The sequence below is a fragment of the Streptomyces sp. Xyl84 genome (assembly GCF_059731885.1).
In genome coordinates this window covers 3,874,324-3,894,306 of sequence record NZ_AP029182.1, presented here as the reverse complement: position 1 = coordinate 3,894,306, position 19,983 = coordinate 3,874,324, and the positions used below count along the sequence as shown (strand labels likewise).

Annotated in this window: 12 protein-coding genes and 3 rRNA genes; 7 read left to right on the top strand and 8 right to left on the bottom strand. The window is 68.2% G+C overall.

Annotation, left to right across the window (positions count from 1 at the left end; all coding sequences use genetic code 11):
- Positions 1 to 401 precede the first annotated feature (401 nt).
- Positions 402 to 1,988, top strand: coding sequence for an FAD-binding oxidoreductase (locus AC6I72_RS16885; protein WP_498001664.1), 1,587 nt, complete (start codon positions 402 to 404; stop codon positions 1,986 to 1,988).
- 113 nt (positions 1,989 to 2,101) lie between these two features.
- Here the strand turns inward: AC6I72_RS16885 and AC6I72_RS16880 are convergent, their stop codons facing one another.
- The 3 genes from AC6I72_RS16880 to AC6I72_RS16870 all read right to left on the bottom strand — a co-directional run bounded on the left by AC6I72_RS16880 (position 2,102) and on the right by AC6I72_RS16870 (position 5,088).
- Positions 2,102 to 2,806: a phosphatase PAP2 family protein gene (locus tag AC6I72_RS16880; RefSeq protein ID WP_498001662.1), complete on the bottom strand. Its 705-nt coding sequence runs from the start codon at positions 2,804 to 2,806 to the stop codon at positions 2,102 to 2,104.
- Between the two features lie 246 nt (positions 2,807 to 3,052).
- Positions 3,053 to 4,060: a C40 family peptidase gene (locus AC6I72_RS16875; RefSeq protein WP_498001661.1), complete on the bottom strand. Its 1,008-nt coding sequence runs from the start codon at positions 4,058 to 4,060 to the stop codon at positions 3,053 to 3,055.
- Between the two features lie 212 nt (positions 4,061 to 4,272).
- Positions 4,273 to 5,088: a trypsin-like serine peptidase gene (locus AC6I72_RS16870; protein WP_498001660.1), complete on the bottom strand. Its 816-nt coding sequence runs from the start codon at positions 5,086 to 5,088 to the stop codon at positions 4,273 to 4,275.
- 448 nt (positions 5,089 to 5,536) lie between these two features.
- Here AC6I72_RS16870 and AC6I72_RS16865 point away from each other — a divergent pair, with 448 nt between their 5' ends.
- The 6 genes from AC6I72_RS16865 to AC6I72_RS16840 all read left to right on the top strand — a co-directional run bounded on the left by AC6I72_RS16865 (position 5,537) and on the right by AC6I72_RS16840 (position 12,911).
- Positions 5,537 to 5,845 carry a DUF8827 family protein gene (locus AC6I72_RS16865; RefSeq protein ID WP_014673544.1) on the top strand — a complete coding sequence of 103 codons (309 nt, stop codon included), beginning with the start codon at positions 5,537 to 5,539 and terminating at the stop codon, positions 5,843 to 5,845.
- Positions 5,846 to 6,100: 255 nt separating this feature from the next.
- Positions 6,101 to 6,946 (top strand): DUF8175 domain-containg protein, encoded by an 846-nt coding sequence (locus AC6I72_RS16860; RefSeq protein WP_498001659.1) that lies wholly within the window; start codon positions 6,101 to 6,103, stop codon positions 6,944 to 6,946.
- The gene (locus AC6I72_RS16855) at positions 6,936 to 8,273 is read left to right on the top strand and encodes a hypothetical protein (protein ID WP_498001658.1); all 1,338 of its coding nucleotides are present in this window, start codon (positions 6,936 to 6,938) and stop codon (positions 8,271 to 8,273) included. The genes AC6I72_RS16860 and AC6I72_RS16855 overlap by 11 nt, the downstream gene beginning before the upstream one ends.
- Complete coding sequence (locus tag AC6I72_RS16850; protein ID WP_498001657.1) at positions 8,270 to 9,829, top strand: SCO6880 family protein; 1,560 nt, start codon at positions 8,270 to 8,272, stop codon at positions 9,827 to 9,829. Before AC6I72_RS16855 ends, AC6I72_RS16850 begins: the two co-directional genes overlap by 4 nt.
- A gap of 14 nt (positions 9,830 to 9,843) precedes the next feature.
- Positions 9,844 to 11,271, top strand: coding sequence for an ATP-binding protein (locus AC6I72_RS16845; protein ID WP_498001656.1), 1,428 nt, complete (start codon positions 9,844 to 9,846; stop codon positions 11,269 to 11,271).
- A gap of 14 nt (positions 11,272 to 11,285) precedes the next feature.
- On the top strand, positions 11,286 to 12,911 hold the full coding sequence (locus AC6I72_RS16840; RefSeq protein WP_498001655.1) for a type VI secretion protein: 1,626 nt from the start codon (positions 11,286 to 11,288) through the stop codon (positions 12,909 to 12,911).
- A gap of 9 nt (positions 12,912 to 12,920) precedes the next feature.
- On the opposite strand, the gene AC6I72_RS16835 is transcribed toward AC6I72_RS16840, so the two are convergent.
- From AC6I72_RS16835 to AC6I72_RS16815, 5 genes are all read right to left on the bottom strand, one after another.
- On the bottom strand, positions 12,921 to 13,499 hold the full coding sequence (locus AC6I72_RS16835; protein WP_498001654.1) for a GNAT family N-acetyltransferase: 579 nt from the start codon (positions 13,497 to 13,499) through the stop codon (positions 12,921 to 12,923).
- A gap of 69 nt (positions 13,500 to 13,568) precedes the next feature.
- Positions 13,569 to 13,685 (bottom strand): 5S ribosomal RNA (rrf, locus tag AC6I72_RS16830).
- A gap of 88 nt (positions 13,686 to 13,773) precedes the next feature.
- Positions 13,774 to 16,893, bottom strand: a 23S ribosomal RNA gene (locus tag AC6I72_RS16825).
- 306 nt (positions 16,894 to 17,199) lie between these two features.
- Positions 17,200 to 18,724 (bottom strand): 16S ribosomal RNA (locus tag AC6I72_RS16820).
- Together the 16S, 23S and 5S rRNA genes form the textbook arrangement of a ribosomal RNA operon.
- 661 nt (positions 18,725 to 19,385) lie before the next feature.
- On the bottom strand, positions 19,386 to 19,937 hold the full coding sequence (locus AC6I72_RS16815; RefSeq protein ID WP_037864485.1) for a MarR family winged helix-turn-helix transcriptional regulator: 552 nt from the start codon (positions 19,935 to 19,937) through the stop codon (positions 19,386 to 19,388).
- Between the last annotated feature and the right edge of the window lie 46 nt (positions 19,938 to 19,983).

Below are 19,983 nucleotides of genomic sequence, written 5' to 3'. Positions count from 1 at the left end.
TCGGTGCGGTGAGATCACGGAATGCTCACGGGGAGAACACGCCGAGATCCCGGAACCCCCCGCTCCGCGGCACCGCCACGCGCCGGCCCCCGCCCTCCGCCCGCCCCGCGGCCACCGTTCGGCCCCGGTCGCCGTCTGGGTCCCGCCCCGAGCGGCACGCGCGCCCCGCCCTCGTCACGGCCCGGACCACCGCCCGCGCCCACCGTCCACCGCCCTGGCCGCAGGAGTCGCGCGGACGGCGGGGGCCTCGGGGCGGCAACCCGGTGGGGCGGAGCGCGCCGGCGGCCCCCAGTGCGCAGACGGCAGGGCAGCGGGCGCCCGGAGGCATTGCGTCTTCCTGGCGGGAACCCCCCGGGCCCCGTCGACGTCTCGGTCCAAGGGGGCGACAGGAGGCGCGGAACATGGAACGGCGTGCGTTCATGGCGGGCGGCACGGTCGCGGTCGCGGCCCTCGCCACGGCCTGCGGCGGCAACGGCGGCAGCGGCAGTGGCGGCGGGCCCGGGACGGCGACACGGGCGTCCGGCACCGGCGGCACCGGACGGAGCACGGCGGCGCCCGCCACCGGCACCCGGACCGCCGCCCCCGCCGACTGGACCGCGCTCGCCCGCTCCCTCGACGGCACCCTGCTCCGCCCCGGCGACGCCCACTGGACCACCGCCCGCCGGCTGTACAACACCCGCTTCGACGGCCTGCGGCCCGCCGCCGTCGCCTACGTGGCGCACGCCGACGACATCCGTACGGCCCTCTCCTACGCCCGCGCCCACCGCCTACGCGTGGCCGTCCGCAACGGCGGCCACTCCTACGCGGGCTGGTCCTCCGGCGACGGCCGCCTGATCGTCGACGTGTCGGCACTCGCCACGGTCCGGGCGAGCGGCACCTCCGCTGTGGTCGGCGCGGGCGCCAAGCTCATCGACGTCTACCGCGCGCTCGCCGCGAAGGGCGTGACCATACCCGCGGGTTCCTGCCCGACCGTCGGCGTCTCCGGCCTGGTCCTCGGCGGCGGCCACGGCGTCGTCTCCCGCGCCTACGGCCTGACCTGCGACAGCCTGACCCAGGCCAGCCTCGTCACCGCCGACGGCCGCCTGCTCACGGCGAACGCCACCGAGAACGCGGACCTGTTCTGGGCGCTGCGCGGCGCCGGCAACGGCAACTTCGGCGTCGTCACCGAACTGCGCTTCCGCACCCGCCCCGCGCCCCAGGCGGTCTCGGCCTACCTGACCTGGCCGTGGGCACGGGCGGCGGCGGTGGTGGCGGCCTGGCAGGAGTGGGGCCCGGACCAGCCCGACGAGATCTGGTCCTCCCTGCACCTGGAGAACACCCCCGGCGGCACCCCCAGGGTCTCCGTGGCCGCCTTCTCCCTGGGCACCTACGGCGAGTTGCAGAACGCGGTGGACCGGCTGGCCGCACGGACCGGGGCCCGCGCGTCGAGCGTCTCCCTCAAACGCCACTCCTACGAAGGCGCGATGGAGGCCTACGCGGGCTGCTCGTCGTTCCCGGCGGAACCCCAGTGCCACCTGCCCGGTGCCACGCCGGGCCGCTCCCCGCAGGGCGCGCTCGGCCGCGAGACCTACGCGGCCCGCTCGGACTTCTTCGACCGCTCCCTGCCCCCGGACGGCGTCCAGACGCTGCTGGCCCAGCTGCGGGCGGTGCGCGGCGGCGCCGGCAGTATCGCGTTCACCGCGCTCGGCGGCGCGGTCAACCGGGTCTCCCCCACCGCGACCGCCTTCGTCCACCGCCGCTCACGCATGCTCGCCCAGTACATCGCCTCCTGGACCCCCGGCACCCCGGGCACGGCGGCCCAGTCCTGGCTCAGCACGGCCCACGCCGCCCTGCGGCCGTACGCGTCCGGAGCGGCGTACCAGAACTACACGGACGCCACCCTGACGGACTGGCGCACGGCCTACTACGGCGACGCGGCCGGCCGCCTGGCGAAGGTGAAGCAGCAGTACGACCCGGAGCGGTTCTTCTCCTACCCCCAGGGCGTGTAGCCACGGACGGCGAACCCCGCCCCTGCCCCTGCCCTCCTGCGCCGGGCCCCTGCCCGCGACCACCGGTGCCCGGACTCCCGTCCCGGGCCGGTGGTCCCGCGGCCGCGGCGCGCTCAGGCCGCCAGGTCGCGCTCCTCGGCCGAGGCCCGCTCCTCGCCCCGCGTGCCCGACAGCACCCGGCTCACCCCGGCGGCCCGCCGGTCACGGACCAGCCAGCCGCCCCAGCGCGTCCCCTCGACCGCCCGGAGCACGGGCGTGAGCAGCGCCGTCGCCACCGGCGACAGCAGCAGCGCGACCGCCGTGCCCAGGGCGAACCCGCCGACCACGTCGGTCGGGTAGTGCACCCCCATGTACACCCGGCAGAAGCCCTCCAGCAGCGCCAGCCCGATCCCCGCGAGCCCGAACCGCCGGTCGGCCACGAACAGCGCGGCCGCCACCGCCATGGTGAGCGTCGCGTGGTCGCTCACGAAGGAGAAGTCGGTCTTCCCCGGCACCAGGACGTCCAGGCCCTGGTGGTCCAGGAAGGGCCTGCGCCGCTCCACGAACCCCCGGATCGGCACGTTCACCAGGACCGCGACACCGGCCGCCAGCGGCGCCCAGACCAGCGCGGCCACCGACGAGGCGGCGTCCTCCCCGCCGCGCCGCCGCACGGACCACCAGCACCACACCACCAGCAGCACCATGGCGAGCAGCAGCCCGTACTCACCGACGAACTCCATGAGCCGGTCGAACCAGTGCGGCGCCTGCCTGGCCAGGCCGTTGATGTCGTAGAGCAGGTCGACGTCGGGGTTCGACCCGGATTCGGCGAGTCCAGCCATCGTGCTGCGGCCCCTTCGTCGTGTCGTTGCGGACGCACCCTGCGTGCGCCGCTCCTGCCACCCCCGTGGTCGTAGGTCCGCTGCCGGCACGCGTGCACGACGCGCGCTCCGTCCGACGTCCGCTTGGCTACGTCAACAGGAACGCACGGCCCCGTTTCATACGTTCCACACTCCACCGAAAGATCACGCAGACGTTACCGAAGAGAGACTCATCACCGCAGCTCAGGGGGCAGGTTCACGCTCAGTTCACGCCCGCGCGGGGAGCGCTTTCGCGCCATCTTCGGTGACCCGGGTCGCACCGAAGTAGTCCGACCCGTCGATCGGGTCGAACCGGATCACTGCCCCGGTGTAGGGCGCGTCGATCATGTAGCCGCCGCCGACGTAGATGCCCACGTGGTGGATGGCCCGCGAATCGCTGAGGTCGTGCGAGAAGAACACCAGGTCGCCCGGGAGCAGTTCGTCCCGCTGCGGGTGCGGCCCGGCGTTGTACTGGTCGTTGGCGACGCGCGGCAGGGTGATCCCCACACTGCGGTACGCGGCCTGCGTCAGCCCCGAGCAGTCGAACCGCCCGCCCTGCTCGGCGGTGCCCTCACCACCCCACAGATAGGGCGTGCCGAGCTTGCTCTGCGCGTAGGAGATGGCCCCCGCCGCCTGCTTGGACGGATCGAGCCGGCTGACGGGCGCGGCGAAGCTCTGCGCCAGCGTCGTGATCGTCTTCACGTAGTTCTGCGTCTCGGCGTACGGCGGTACGCCCCCGTACCTGATCACGGCGTCCGCGCCCGCGTTGTAGGCGGCGAGCATGTTGTGCGTGGCGTCACCGGGCACGCTGCGGACGTACTGGGCGAGTTCGCAGTCGTAGGACGCGGCCGACGGGATCGCGTCGTTCGGATCCCAGACGTCCCGCTTGCCGTCGCCGTTGCCGTCGACGCCGTGGGTGGCCCAGGTGCCCGGGATGAACTGCGCTATCCCCTCGGCCGCCGCCGCGCTCCGCGCGTTCGGGTTGAAGCCGCTCTCCTGGTACAACTGGGCGGCCAGCAGCGCCGGGTTGATCGCCGGGCAGAGGTTGCCCCACTTCTGCACGAGCGTGCTGTAGGCGGCCGGCACGGCGCCCTTGGCGAGCCCGACGGCACCCCTGCCGACACCGCCCGCCAGGTTCCCGGCGAGCAGGTACACGCCGACGACGAGCAGCAGCACGAAGGCGAGCCCGGAACCGATGGCGGCGATCCCCACGACCCATGCCCTGCGCACCGTCAACCACCCCTCGCCGCCCGGCAGTCCACCTCGGACAGTTTAGGGTCGCACCCCGCGCCCTCGGGGTGATCACACGCGCCGGAATCAGGCCGAAAACAGACCACGGACCGCCCTCCGCGGACAGCGGCCTCCCTCGTGGGACCACCGCACTTCGCGGCCGCCGCCCCGGCCCGCTACCTGGGCCGCCCCAGCGGCCACGGGCCGCGGCGCGCCCTTCACGGCTCCGCGGCGGCGTCCTTGTACAACTCGGCGGCCTCGGCACGGAAGGCGACGCTGTACGACGTGTCCGGCGTGGACCCGCCCATCTCGTGACCGCCGAGCACCCCGACGACCTCCCGGTCACCGTTGACCCACGGGCTGCCGCTGGTGCCGCTGGTGAACTCCGGGCAGTCGATGCGCTGCTGGGTACGGCTGTGCGAGCTGGGTCTGTTGGTGCAGCTGATGGGCTGCTCCCGGGAGTCGGGGTACCCGGTGACCGTCACGGCCGTCGCCCCGGTCGCCGCCCCCGCCACGAAGCGGTTGCCGCCGACGACGTCCTCGACGTTCTTCCCGTCGCCGCCGCCCGTGCCGTCCCGCGGGACGACCACGGCGAAGGCCAGGTCGCTGTCCTCGTCCTCGCTCCTGGACCATCCGTCGGGCAGGAAGCGCTTCTTGACCGTCCACGTCCCGTACGGGGCCTTGCCGTCCCGGTACCCCGGCACGAAGACGACGTCCGTGTCGTCGGCCAGGCAGTGGGCCGCGGTGAGGATGAGATTGCGCCGGGCGCTGTGCACCACCGACGCGGAGCAGAAGTGGTTGCCGCTGAGCCGGTCCGCCTTGTCGGCGCCGAACAGCGCGCCGACCCGCGCGCTCAGCGGGGTCACGGAGGCGACAGCGGTCACCCCCAGGGGGCCGGGGCCGTCGTCGGCGGCCGCCACGGAGGCAGAGGTCACGGCGATCAGCATCAGGCCGACGAACAACGCCTGGTGCCGGGCGCGGGCACGCGGGCGTCCGTGACGTGCGGGGCTCGGGGTACCTGGGATGCGCATCATCACGGCCCACTGTGTCCCAAGAAGGTGAGAAAAGGATCCTGACTTCACTGAGATTTTCCCGTGAAACCCCCGTTCACCGCACACTGTGCCCCGCATCGCCCGGCTTATCCCCTCGCCGGTCCATCGCCCGCCCCTCCGTGCACGCGCGCGTCCGCGGAGGAGGAATCCCCGCGCGGCGTGAGACCATCGAACCGGCCACTCACCCGACTGGCCGTCAGGAACCGTACCGGGGCCGAAAAGTGACAACGACGGAACCGCACCACAGGTTCCGGTCCGACCTCATTGCCCGGCGTGACCTGCTGTGATACACAGAGTAACCAAACGTACGAAACCCGCCAGCCAATGGCGCCAAGTCGACATCCGCGGGCGGCATTGTCAGGGACAATGAGGCCTGACCTCCGCGTGCCCGCGGGGGTCGTGGAACTACCCACCAGGGGCGGTGACTTACATGCTCTTTGCGGCCGACAAGGGAGACATCAACACCATCATCGGCGGGATCGCTCCGGACTGGGGCCCCTTCGGCAGCCTGGGCAACGAGGCGAAGGTGATGATCGAGGTCGTGATGGCGGTGGCCATCCTGCTCTGCCTCGGCATCGCCGTGTGGGGCGCGGCCAAGCAGCGGATCGGCGCGACCGCCCTGCGCGACACCTTCAGCGCGGAACAGGGCAAGGGCCTGATCATCGCCGGCCTCACCGGAGTCTTCATCATCGGCTCCCTCGGCACGTTGTTCACCATCGTGTACGGCATGGCGGTGTAGACCGTGCGACCCGTGTGACCGGCGCACCCCCGCGCACACCGCGCACGGTGCCCCGTCCCCGCCGCCGGCCCGCCCCCAGGGGCGCGGCCGGTGCCCCCGCTGCCCCCACCCGTCCACCGTGCCCACCGGCCGAGGTTGCGTTTCCCTGATGTCGAGTCACCACACCGCGCCCACGCGGGAACCAGCACGGCTACCGTCGTACTTCCACGCGTTCCGCCACGAGGCCGAGGTCAACGTCGAGGGGGCGTACCGGGCATGAGTCTGGGAGACGAGCACGGACACGGCGACCCGGCGCGCTCCGGCACCGACGCCTACGGCGGCGGGCAGACCCGCACCCGGCTCCCCGACCCCTACGGCGGCGCCCGGCGCGGCGCCCGCTCCTCCTCACGGGGCCTGGTCACGGTCGTCGCCGTGGTCGTCCTCCTGATCGCCGCCATCGCCTTCGCGAACCGCGGCGGCAGCGGCGGTTCCTCCGCCGCGGACTCCCCCGGCAAGAGCGGCGGAGCGAAGGCGGCAGCCACCGCCCCCACCGGCAGACAGCCCGTGACCACCAGAACCGCAGGCCTCCCCTCTGGCTTCGCCCACGACCAACAGGGGGCCCAGAGCGCGGCGGCGAACTACGCCGTGACGCTGGGCTCGACCGGCATGTTCAAGAAGGACAGCCGTCACACCATCGTGGGTCTCCTCTACACCCCGGAAGCCGCGGCCAAGCTCCAGGGTCCGATGGACCAGGCCTACTCGGCCGACTTCCTCGCCAGAATGGGCCTGGACGCCAACGGCAACGCGCCGGCAGGCAGTACCTTCGTGTCCCGCGTGGCACCGGTCGGCACCACCGTCCAGCGGTACAGCGACACGAGCGCCCGGGTCTCGGTCTGGTACGTGGGACTCATCGGCATGTCCAGGCAGTCCACGACGGACCCGATCACCTCGTCCTGGAAGACGTGGACGTTCGAACTGCAGTGGAACCAGGGCGACTGGAAGATCGCCTCCGACACGCAGCAGAACGGTCCGGCCCCGGTCCCCGGCGATGACAAGGCCGCCACCTCCGACCAGATCCGCAAGGCCATCGAAGAGTACGGAGGGTTCACGTATGCCCGGTAGCAGGCAGCGCGCGCTCAAGCTCACCGGAGCCGTGGCGGCCGTACAGACCTCGGTCGTACTGCTGGCCGCTCGTGCCACCGCCGCGCCCTCACCGAGCCCGACACCCTCGCAGCCCGCGCACGACCGCAGGTGTGACCTGATCGTCGGGCGGGCCAGGCAGTACTGCGAACGCGGCAACGCGAGCAGCAACAGCGGCGGGGCCGCTCCCACCGACCCCACCTCCACCCTCGACCCCCTCTCCTCCCTCGCCAAGGGCTGCGCCGACGCCGCCTCCTGGACCGTCAAGCAGCTCAGCAAGGCGGTGCAGGAGACCGCCACGGTCGACTTCACCAACCAGAAGTTCCTCCAGCAGTACGCCATCGTCTTCGCCGCCTCCGCCATCCTCACCCTCCTGCTGTGGCTGCTGGCGGTCGCCAAGCGGGCCGTGCGCGGCGTGCCGCTGTCCACCGCGCTCTCGGAGGCCGTCGGCTTCCTCTGGCTGACGGTGCTCGCCTCCGCCTTCACCCCGCTGATCCTCTACACGGTCGTCTCCGCGACCGACAGCGTCAGCGACGTCCTCGCCAAGGCCACCGGCGACCAGACCGGCACGTTCTTCGGCACGTTCGCCGGCGCGCTGGACAAGGGCACGGACATCGGCGGCGGCCCGATCATGCTGATCCTGGTGTCGCTCGTCTCGATCCTCGCCGCCGGCGTGCTCTACCTGGAGCTGTTCCTCCGGGCGATCCTGCTCTACGTCGGCGCCCTGCTCGGCGTCGTCGTCTACTCCGGGCTCGTCGACAAGAACCTGTGGGGCCACGTCCGCCGCTGGGCGGGCATCATGATCTCCGTGATCCTGGTCAAGCCGGTGATCGTGATCGTGCTCGGCCTCGCCAGCGCGCTCTCCTCGGACGACGGCCCCGACGCGCTCGCCGCCGTCGTCTCCGGCCTCGCCATCATCCTGCTCGCGATCTTCGCCAGCGCCATGATCTACCGCTTCGTGCCCGGCTTCGGCGACGAGATCGCCGCCGGCCGCAACAACCGCATCATGCAGGGCGCCGAGGGCAAGGCCGCGGCCGTCATCAGCTCCCCGGCCACGCTGGTCGCCCAGGGCATCAAGACCCACAGCACCCGAGCCGACAGCAACGGCTCGGCGGGCGGCGCCTCCGCCCCCCGCCCCGCCAACCCCGCCTCCGGCGGCGTCGCCGCGCACAGCGCGCGCGCCGCGGACAGCGGCGGATCCGTCCCCTCCGCCGCCCCCGCTCCCCGGGCACCCAGCCCGGTGAACACCCCCCACGCCAGCAGCACCCGCAACAGCAGTACCAACCGCACGGGAGGTGAAGGGCGTTGACGACCGAGTCCCACGTGTCCCCCACGGTCACGCCCCGCCGTACATATCTGATCGGCCGGGCCCGGCCGAACGCCATCGTCGGCCGCAACCGCGAGACCGGCGAGATCGCGCTGATCATCGCCGGCGCCGCCATCGGCATGATGTGCGGGCTTCTCGTCCCCGTGCTGTCCCTGCGCATCGTCCTGCTGGCCGGCTTCCCGCTGCTGGCCCTGGCCGCCGTCTACGTGCCCTACCGGCACCGGACGTTCTACAAGTGGTTCGAGATCAACCGCAGCTTCAAGCGCACCGTCAAGCGCGGCGCCGTCTACCGCTCCGGCGTCATGGAGGCCGGCACCCGCGCCGACGGCCGCGAGATCGAGATCGGCCCGCCGCCCGGCATCGGCCGGATCACCTGGCTGGCCGCGCCGTTCGGGCCGGACGAGATCGCCGTCCTGCTGCACGCCGACCGCAAGACCGTCACCGCCGCCATCGAGATCGAGGGACCCGGCGTCGGCCTGCGCGACTCCGAGGACCAGGAGGCCCTGGTCGACCGGTTCGGCACCCTGCTCAAACACGTGGCCAACGGCGACGGCTTCGTCACCCGCCTGCAGATGCTCGCCCGCACGCTGCCCGCGGACCCCGACGCCCACGCCAAGGACGTCGCCCAGCGCGGGGACACCCGCGCACCGCAGTGGCTCCAGCAGTCCTACGACCAGCTCCAGTCCATGGTGTCCACCAGCAGCGAGCAGCACCGCGCCTACCTCGTCGCCTGCATGCACTTCACCCGCGAACTGGCCGCCGAGGCGCACGCGATGGCTCGCGCCGCCCGCCCCCGGTCCGGCCGCAAGCTCGACCGGGACGCCGGACTCGCCGTCGTCATGGCCCGCGAGCTGACCGACATCTGCTCCCGCCTCCAGGAGGCCGACATCCGCGTACGGCAGCCGCTCGGCCAGGGCCGGCTCGCCTCGCTGATCCACTCCATGTACGACCCGGACCACCCGATCGACCACATCCAGGCGATGACCCAGCGCAACGCCTGGCCGGCCGAGCTGGACGCCATGGAGCCGACGTTCCTCCAGGCCAAGACCCGCGAGTCCGCCACCCGCGAACCGTGGTGCCACGCCACCGCCTGGGTCAAGGAGTGGCCGATGACCCCGGTCGGCGTCAACTTCCTGGCGCCGCTCCTCGTCCACACCCCGGACGTCATCCGCACGGTCGCCGTCACCATGGACCTCGAACCCACCGAGGTCGCCATCGAACGCATGCTGACCGAGAAGACCAACGACGTCGCCGACGCCAGCCGCGCCGCCAAGATGAACCGCACCGTGGACCCCCGCGACGTCCAGGCCCACCACCGCCTCGACCAGCGCGGCGAGGACCTCGCCAGCGGCGCCGCCGGCGTCAACCTCGTCGGTTACATCACCGTCTCCTCCCGCACCCCCGAGGCCCTGGCCCGCGACAAGCGCACCATCCGCGCCTCGGCCGGAAAGTCGTACCTGAAACTGGAGTGGTGCGACCGCGAGCACCACCGCGCCTTCGTGAACACGCTCCCGTTCGCCACCGGAATCCGACGGTAGGGGCTGATGCTCTGATGCGGGACCCGCTGACCGCACTCACGGACGCCTTCACGTCCTTCCTCTTCGGGAAGGTCGAGACGACCCGGCTCCCGGTGCGCACCTCCACGGGCCAGGCCCAGGCGGTCTACCTGCCCACGGCCGCGCCCGGCCTCGGCGACTCGGGCGTCATCATCGGCCGCGAGGTGTACTCCGGGAAGGGCTACATCTACGACCCCTTCCAGCTGTACGGCCAGCAGCTCCCCGCCCCGCACTGGCTGGTCCTCGGCGAGTCGGGCAACGGCAAGTCGGCCCTGGAGAAGACGTATGTCCTGCGCCAGCTCCGCTTCCGCGACCGCCAGGTCGTCGTCCTGGACGCCCAGGGCGAGGACGGCGTCGGCGAGTGGAACCTGATCGCCGAGGAGCTGGGGATAACTCCCATCCGCCTCGACCCGACGGCCGCCCTCAACCACGGCATCCGCCTCAACCCCCTGGACCCGTCGATCACCACGACCGGCCAGCTCGCGCTGCTGCGCACCATCATCGAAGTCGCCATGGGCCACGGCCTGGACGAACGCTCCGGCTTCGCCCTCAAGGTCGCGCACGCCTACGTCAACGAGACGATCGTCCAGCGCCAGCCGGTCCTGTCCGACATCGTCGAGCAGCTCCGCCACCCCGAACCGGAGTCGGCCGAGGCGATGAACGTCGCCATAGACGACGTCCGCGCCTGGGGCCTGGACGTCGCCCTGGTCCTGGACCGCCTGGTCGACGGCGATCTGCGCGGCATGTTCGACGGCCCCACCACGGTCGGCATCGACCTCGACGCTCCCCTGATCGTCTTCGACCTGTCCCACATCGACCGCAACTCCATCGCCATGCCCATCCTCATGGCGATCGTCGGCGTGTGGCTGGAGCACACCTGGATCCGCCCCGACCGCAAGAAGCGCATCTTCCTGGTCGAAGAGGCCTGGCACATCATCAACAGCCCGTTCGTCGCACAGCTGTTCCAGCGACTGCTGAAGTTCGGGCGCCGGCTCGGCCTCTCCTTCGTCGCCGTCGTGCACCACCTGTCGGACGTGGTCGACGGCGCGGCGGCGAAGGAGGCCGCCGCGATCCTGAAGATGGCCTCCACCAGGACGATCTACGCCCAGAAGGCCGACGAGGCCAGGGCGACGGGGCGTGTGCTCGGCCTGCCCCGGTGGGCGGTGGAGATCATCCCCACCCTCACCCCGGGCATCGCCGTGTGGGACGTCAACGGCAACGTCCAGGTCGTCAAGCACCTCATCACCGAGACCGAACGCCCGCTGGTCTTCACCGACCGCGCGATGACCGAGTCCTCCCACGACCACCTCGCCGCGGACGACGCCCTGCGCGCCGCAGAACTCGAGGCGGAACAGCGGGCGGCCGCCTTCGTGGAACAGCACGTCCCCGACCTGGGCGGCTCCTCCGAGTCGACGGTGGCCTAGGAGAGGCGGGCACGGTGCGACCCGACGACCACGACCGGGGAAGGGCCCGGGGGCAGGGCGGCATCCCGGACGGCCTGCTGATCGGCCTGCTCGCCTTCCTCCTCGGCATGACCGTGCTGGTGTGGACGGCGACCGGCCTGGCCGGCCTGTTCGCGCACGGCTCCTGGCCGTCCGGCGTCACCTTCACCCGTACGCCCCTGGCGATGCGTCACCTCATCACCGAACCGCACGACATCCCGGGCGCCTGGCCCGCCACCGAGCCGGCCGGCCTCTCCGGCTACGGGCTGTTCTGGGGCCTGTTCATCGGCCAGCTGATGGTGCTGTTCGTGCTGACCGTGTTCGTCATGGGGACGACGGCGCGGTGGCGCGCGGGCCGGGCCAGGCGGCGGGAGGCGGCCGCGGCGGCCCGCGCCGCGCACTCCGGGCCGCCGGCCACACCCTCCTCACCCCGCCACGACGTGCCCGCCTCTCCCCAGCCCCCCGCCGGCCACGGTGTCCCGGCCGGGGCGGCAGCCCCCGTCCCCCAGGACGGACCGGCCCCTCACGAGGTGCCCGGCCAGCGCACGCCCTCCGGGACAGCGTGGCAGCAGCCCGCCGCCACGCCACCGTCGCAGCCCGTGCCCGAGGGGGAATCCCCGGCCGCCCTGGCCGCGCCCCCAGGCCCCGTCACCGCCCTGGCCGGCCCCCAGGAGCCGCGGCCGGGCACGGACAGCCCACGGCCCACGCTCGTCGTCGGCCCCAGGGAGAGCCGTCGCACGACCGCCGCCCAGGCGGTCCTCGACGCCGCCGGCCCCGTGCTCGTCGTCACCTCCGAGCCCGCCCTCTGGCAGGACACCAAGGACGCCCGCTCGAAGCTGGGCCCCGTCCACCTCTACGATCCCGGTCACCTGTGCGACACACCGGCCCGGCTGCACTGGTCCCCCGTCGCGGGCTGCGCGGACAAGGAGACGGCGGTGGCCCGAGCCACCGCCCTGCTCGCCCCCGTCCGGCCCGCTGCCAAAATCGACCAGGCGGTGAACGACACCGCGCAGACGCTCCTGCGCAGCTACCTGCACGCCGCGGCGATCGACGGCCGCACGATCCGGCACGTCCACCGCTGGTCGCAGGGCACCCAGCTCCAGGAGGCCGTACGGACCCTGCGGACCAACCCCAAGGCGGCGCCGGGCTCCGCGGGCGAACTGGAGGCCGCGCTCACCGCGCACCCCGAACGCCGGGACATCGCGCAGGAACTGACGGCCCGCGCACTGGCCTCCCTCTTCACGGTCAACATCCGGGAGGCCTGCACTCCTCACCGAAATGATGCGGTCGCCTTGGATTCCTTCGTGGAGGAAGGGGGAACGCTTTACGTGGTGGGGGAATCCATCGAGGATCCCCGCACCCACCCGGGCGCGATGCCCCTCCTGACGGCACTCGCCGCAAGCGTGGTCGAGCGCGGCCGGCGCATGGCCGAACGGTCATCCTCCGGTCGGCTCGACCCACCACTCACCCTCGTCCTCGAGGACGTGGCGGCCGTGGCCCCGCTCCCCCAGCTCCCCGAGCTGCTGGCCGGGGGAGCGGACTGGGGCCTGCCGACACTGGCGCTGCTGCGCTCCCGGGAGCAGGCCCGCGCCCGCTGGCCGCACGACGACCTCCCGGCCTGACCGTCGCCGTCACGGGCGTGTGAGGACATACTCCAGTTCGTCCGCCCCGGGGGCGGAGGCCAGGGGCACGGTCCGGCCGCTCGGCAGGAAGCCGACCCGGCGGTAGAAGCGCTGTGCCCGGCCGTTGTCCTCGTGGACGATGAGCCGCACCCGCTCCGCACCGCTCTCCCAAGCCCATCGCAGGGCCTCGTCGAACAGCACCTCCGTGAGCCCGCACCCCCGGTGCTCGGGCCGCACGTACACGCCGACGACATGCCCCTGCCGCTGCTCGACGGGGAATCCGGCCCAGTCGGTCGTACCGGCTTCCTCCATGAGCAGGGTGACGGTCCCGACCCATTCTCCGTCCGGGCCCTCGGCGATGAACTGCCGTACTTCGGTGGATCCTTCGGCGGCGCCGGCCGCCCGGTCCTGCCAGAAGGAGTCGGGCCGGGCGGCGGCGTCCGCATACGTCTCCAGGAAGGCGAGGTGGGCGACCGGGTCCTGGAGGGCCTCAAGCCGCAGCGCCTTCACGGCCGGCCACTCGTCGGCGCGTATGGCGCGGACCAGGTACTTCTCGTCGTGCTGCGCGACGCTGTCGGGGCTGCTCATGGGGGCTACGGTAATGCAGGCAAAAGAAAAGGCCCACACCATTTCGGTGTGGGCCTTTTCTGAACGATTGTTCGGCGGTGTCCTACTCTCCCACAGGGTCCCCCCTGCAGTACCATCGGCGCTGTAAGGCTTAGCTTCCGGGTTCGGAATGTAACCGGGCGTTTCCCTCACGCTATGACCACCGAAACACTATGAAACTGTCAACCGCACCACACCATAACCTGGCATGGGGTTGTTCGTGGTTTCAGAACCAACACAGTGGACGCGAGCAACTGAGGACAAGCCCTCGGCCTATTAGTACCGGTCACCTCCACACGTTACCGTGCTTCCAGATCCGGCCTATCAACCCAGTCGTCTACTGGGAGCCTTACCCCATCAAGTGGGTGGGAGTCCTCATCTCGAAGCAGGCTTCCCGCTTAGATGCTTTCAGCGGTTATCCCTCCCGAACGTAGCCAACCAGCCATGCCCTTGGCAGAACAACTGGCACACCAGAGGTTCGTCCGTCCCGGTCCTCTCGTACTAGGGACAGCCCTTCTCAAGACTCCTACGCGCACAGCGGATAGGGACCGAACTGTCTCACGACGTTCTAAACCCAGCTCGCGTACCGCTTTAATGGGCGAACAGCCCAACCCTTGGGACCGACTCCAGCCCCAGGATGCGACGAGCCGACATCGAGGTGCCAAACCATCCCGTCGATATGGACTCTTGGGGAAGATCAGCCTGTTATCCCCGGGGTACCTTTTATCCGTTGAGCGACGGCGCTTCCACAAGCCACCGCCGGATCACTAGTCCCGACTTTCGTCCCTGCTCGACCCGTCGGTCTCACAGTCAAGCTCCCTTGTGCACTTACACTCAACACCTGATTGCCAACCAGGCTGAGGGAACCTTTGGGCGCCTCCGTTACCCTTTAGGAGGCAACCGCCCCAGTTAAACTACCCATCAGACACTGTCCCTGATCCGGATCACGGACCCAGGTTAGACATCCAGCACGACCAGACTGGTATTTCAACGACGACTCCACACACACTGGCGTGCATGCTTCAAAGTCTCCCAGCTATCCTACACAAGCCGAACCGAACACCAATATCAAACTGTAGTAAAGGTCCCGGGGTCTTTCCGTCCTGCTGCGCGAAACGAGCATCTTTACTCGTAGTGCAATTTCACCGGGCCTATGGTTGAGACAGTCGAGAAGTCGTTACGCCATTCGTGCAGGTCGGAACTTACCCGACAAGGAATTTCGCTACCTTAGGATGGTTATAGTTACCACCGCCGTTTACTGGCGCTTAAGTTCTCAGCTTCGCCCCACCGAAATGGAGCTAACCGGTCCCCTTAACGTTCCAGCACCGGGCAGGCGTCAGTCCGTATACATCGCCTTACGGCTTCGCACGGACCTGTGTTTTTAGTAAACAGTCGCTTCTCGCTGGTCTCTGCGGCCACCCCCAGCTCACGGAGTAAATCCGATCACCGAGCGTGGCCCCCCTTCTCCCGAAGTTACGGGGGCATTTTGCCGAGTTCCTTAACCATAGTTCACCCGAACGCCTCGGTATTCTCTACCTGACCACCTGAGTCGGTTTAGGGTACGGGCCGCCATGAAACTCGCTAGAGGCTTTTCTCGACAGCATAGGATCATCCACTTCACCACAATCGGCTCGGCATCAGGTCTCAGCCACAAGTACGACGGATTTACCTATCGCACGGCCTACACCCTTACCCCGGGACAACCACCGCCCGGGATGGACTACCTTCCTGCGTCACCCCATCACTCACCTACTAACCGCTTGGGCCGGCGGCTCCACCACTCCCCTCAACTCCGAAGAGATCAGGGCGGCTTCACGGCCTTAGCATCACGATGCTCGATGTTTGACGCTTCACAGCGGGTACCGGAATATCAACCGGTTATCCATCGACTACGCCTGTCGGCCTCGCCTTAGGTCCCGACTTACCCTGGGCAGATCAGCTTGACCCAGGAACCCTTAGTCAATCGGCGCACACGTTTCTCACGTGTGAATCGCTACTCATGCCTGCATTCTCACTCGTCAACCGTCCACAACTACCTTCCGGTGCTGCTTCACCCGGCAGACGACGCTCCCCTACCCATCACAGCCGCCGTTGGGCGTATATGCTGCAATGACACGACTTCGGCGGTACGCTTGAGCCCCGCTACATTGTCGGCGCGGAATCACTAGACCAGTGAGCTATTACGCACTCTTTCAAGGGTGGCTGCTTCTAAGCCAACCTCCTGGTTGTCTCTGCGACTCCACATCCTTTCCCACTTAGCGTACGCTTAGGGGCCTTAGTCGATGCTCTGGGCTGTTTCCCTCTCGACCATGGAGCTTATCCCCCACAGTCTCACTGCCGCGCTCTCACTTACCGGCATTCGGAGTTTGGCTAAGGTCAGTAACCCGGTAGGGCCCATCGCCTATCCAGTGCTCTACCTCCGGCAAGAAACACACGACGCTGCACCTAAATGCATTTCGGGGAGAACCAGCTATCACGGAGTTTGATTGGCCTTTCACCCCTAACCACAGGTCATCCCCCAGGTTTTCAACCCTGGTGGGTTCGGTCCTCCACGAAGTCTTACCTCCGCTTCAACCTGCCCATGGCTAGATCACTCCGCTTCGGGTCTTGAGCGTGCTACTGAAACGCCCTGTTCGGACTCGCTTTCGCTACGGCTACCCCACCCGGGTTAACCTCGCAACACACCGCAAACTCGCAGGCTCATTCTTCAAAAGGCACGCAGTCACGAGAATGTGCAAGCACATTCCGACGCTCCCACGGCTTGTAGGCACACGGTTTCAGGTACTATTTCACTCCCCTCCCGGGGTACTTTTCACCATTCCCTCACGGTACTATCCGCTATCGGTCACCAGGGAATATTTAGGCTTAGCGGGTGGTCCCGCCAGATTCACACGGGATTTCTCGGGCCCCGTGCTACTTGGGTGTCTCTCAAACGAGCCGCTGACGTTTCGACTACGGGGGTCTTACCCTCTACGCCGGACCTTTCGCATGTCCTTCGCCTACATCAACGGTTTCTGACTCGTCCTGTCGCCGGCAGACGACAGAAGAGAGATCCCACAACCCCGTATACGCACCCCCTGCCGGGTCTCACACGCATACGGTTTGGCCTCATCCGGTTTCGCTCGCCACTACTCCCGGAATCACGGTTGTTTTCTCTTCCTGCGGGTACTGAGATGTTTCACTTCCCCGCGTTCCCTCCACACTGCCTATGTGTTCAGCAGCGGGTGACAGCCCATGACGACTGCCGGGTTTCCCCATTCGGAAACCCCCGGATCAAAGCCTGGTTGACGACTCCCCGGGGACTATCGTGGCCTCCCACGTCCTTCATCGGTTCCTGGTGCCAAGGCATCCACCGTGCGCCCTTAAAAACTTGGCCACAGATGCTCGCGTCCACTGTGCAGTTCTCAAACAACGACCAACCACCCATCACCCCGGGAACAACATCCCGAGTGCACTGGGGCCGGCATCCCGAAGGACGAGCAACGCTCGCACCCTCAGACACCCAACAGCGTGCCCGACACCCTCGCCACTCCCCGATCCGTTCCACGCCGAAGCAGTACTAGGAAGAAGAGATGATCAAGTGTGCCGAGTAGTCAACGTTCCACCCATGAGCAACCAGCATCAGACATTCGCTGATGTACTGGCCCCTGGACCGCCGAAGCGGCCTAGAAGTGCTCCTTAGAAAGGAGGTGATCCAGCCGCACCTTCCGGTACGGCTACCTTGTTACGACTTCGTCCCAATCGCCAGTCCCACCTTCGACAGCTCCCTCCCACAAGGGGTTGGGCCACCGGCTTCGGGTGTTACCGACTTTCGTGACGTGACGGGCGGTGTGTACAAGGCCCGGGAACGTATTCACCGCAGCAATGCTGATCTGCGATTACTAGCGACTCCGACTTCATGGGGTCGAGTTGCAGACCCCAATCCGAACTGAGACCGGCTTTTTGAGATTCGCTCCACCTCACGGTATCGCAGCTCATTGTACCGGCCATTGTAGCACGTGTGCAGCCCAAGACATAAGGGGCATGATGACTTGACGTCGTCCCCACCTTCCTCCGAGTTGACCCCGGCGGTCTCCCGTGAGTCCCCAGCACCACAAGGGCCTGCTGGCAACACGGGACAAGGGTTGCGCTCGTTGCGGGACTTAACCCAACATCTCACGACACGAGCTGACGACAGCCATGCACCACCTGTACACCGACCACAAGGGGGACCCTGTCTCCAGGGTTTTCCGGTGTATGTCAAGCCTTGGTAAGGTTCTTCGCGTTGCGTCGAATTAAGCCACATGCTCCGCCGCTTGTGCGGGCCCCCGTCAATTCCTTTGAGTTTTAGCCTTGCGGCCGTACTCCCCAGGCGGGGCACTTAATGCGTTAGCTGCGGCACGGACGACGTGGAATGTCGCCCACACCTAGTGCCCACCGTTTACGGCGTGGACTACCAGGGTATCTAATCCTGTTCGCTCCCCACGCTTTCGCTCCTCAGCGTCAGTATCGGCCCAGAGATCCGCCTTCGCCACCGGTGTTCCTCCTGATATCTGCGCATTTCACCGCTACACCAGGAATTCCGATCTCCCCTACCGAACTCTAGCCTGCCCGTATCGACTGCAGACCCGGGGTTAAGCCCCGGGCTTTCACAACCGACGTGACAAGCCGCCTACGAGCTCTTTACGCCCAATAATTCCGGACAACGCTTGCGCCCTACGTATTACCGCGGCTGCTGGCACGTAGTTAGCCGGCGCTTCTTCTGCAGGTACCGTCACTTTCGCTTCTTCCCTGCTGAAAGAGGTTTACAACCCGAAGGCCGTCATCCCTCACGCGGCGTCGCTGCATCAGGCTTTCGCCCATTGTGCAATATTCCCCACTGCTGCCTCCCGTAGGAGTCTGGGCCGTGTCTCAGTCCCAGTGTGGCCGGTCGCCCTCTCAGGCCGGCTACCCGTCGTCGCCTTGGTGAGCCGTTACCTCACCAACAAGCTGATAGGCCGCGGGCTCATCCTGCACCGCCGGAGCTTTACAGCCTCCAAGATGCCTTGGAGACTCATATCCGGTATTAGACCCCGTTTCCAGGGCTTGTCCCAGAGTGCAGGGCAGATTGCCCACGTGTTACTCACCCGTTCGCCACTAATCCCCACCGAAGTGGTTCATCGTTCGACTTGCATGTGTTAAGCACGCCGCCAGCGTTCGTCCTGAGCCAGGATCAAACTCTCCGTGAATGTTTACCGGTAATCCGGTGCAACACCACGAGAGCGGAACCAGGAGAAGGAATGTTCTCCCGGTTCACAGCGTCCTCGCTGTGTTTTTTCAAAGGAACCTCGACCATCGGATGATTCCGACGGACGGGGTATCAACATATCTGGCGTTGACTTTTGGCACGCTGTTGAGTTCTCAAGGAACGGACGCTTCCTTTGTACTCACCCTCTCGGGCTTTCCTCCGGGCGCTTCCCTTCGGTCTTGCGTTTCCGACTCTATCAGATCTTTCCGATCCGATTTCCTCGGTGCTTTCCAGGTTCCCGCTCCGCTTTCGCTTCGCGTTTCCCTTTCCGGCGGTTCCGACTCTATCAGATCCTTTTCGGCCTGACCCCCAGTCAGCGGGGTTCGTCTTCCCGGCCCTTGGGCCGTTCCGACGTCTCAAACCTTAGCGGATCCTCGTCGTGATTCCCAATCGGTCCCTTGGCGGATCCGGCGGGAGTCGACGAGTTCCATTCGAATTGAATTCGGGCACGCCGAAATCAACCCGGACGGGAGATCGTGCTGATGGTGTGAGTGCCGCAGATGCGGCGGAGGTGCTGCCGGGGAACCGTCACGGCTCCGTGGCAACCCGAAGAACCTTACGGATCCGGCAGAAGCGTGTCAAGGACCCTCTGTCAAGATCTTTTAGTCGAGGTCGCTGAGACGTCCGCCGGCGTCCGGCTGGGCGTGCTCCACCCTGCGCAGCAGGCGGGTCAGGACCTCGCCGAGGACCGCTCGCTCGGCCGGGGTGAGGTCCTGGAGGAGGTCGCCCTCGAAGACGGTGGCGAGGCGCATGGCCTCCATCCACTTCTCCCGGCCCTCGGGTGTCAGCTCCACGATCACGCGGACCCTGTTGTTCTCGTCGCGCTCACGGGTGACCAGGCCCTCACCGACCATGCGGTCGATCCGGTGGGTCATCGCGGCCGGGGTGAGGCCGAGTCGCTTGGCGAGGTCGCTCGGGCCCAGGCGGTAGGGCGCCCCGGACAGGACCAGGGCCTTGAGCACCTCCCACTCGGCGTTGCTGATACCCAGCTCAGCGGTCTGCCGGCCGTACGCGACGTTCATCCTGCGGTTGAGGCGGGACAGCGCCGAGACGATCTTCTCGACCTGGGGGTCGAGGTCCTGGAACTCGCGCTGGTAGGCGGCGATCTGCTCTTCGAGGGTCGGCTCGCTGCCGATGCCGGGGGTGTCGCCCATGTCCGCAGTATCGCACGGACCGCCTTGGCGTTGAAGTCCTTCCAGG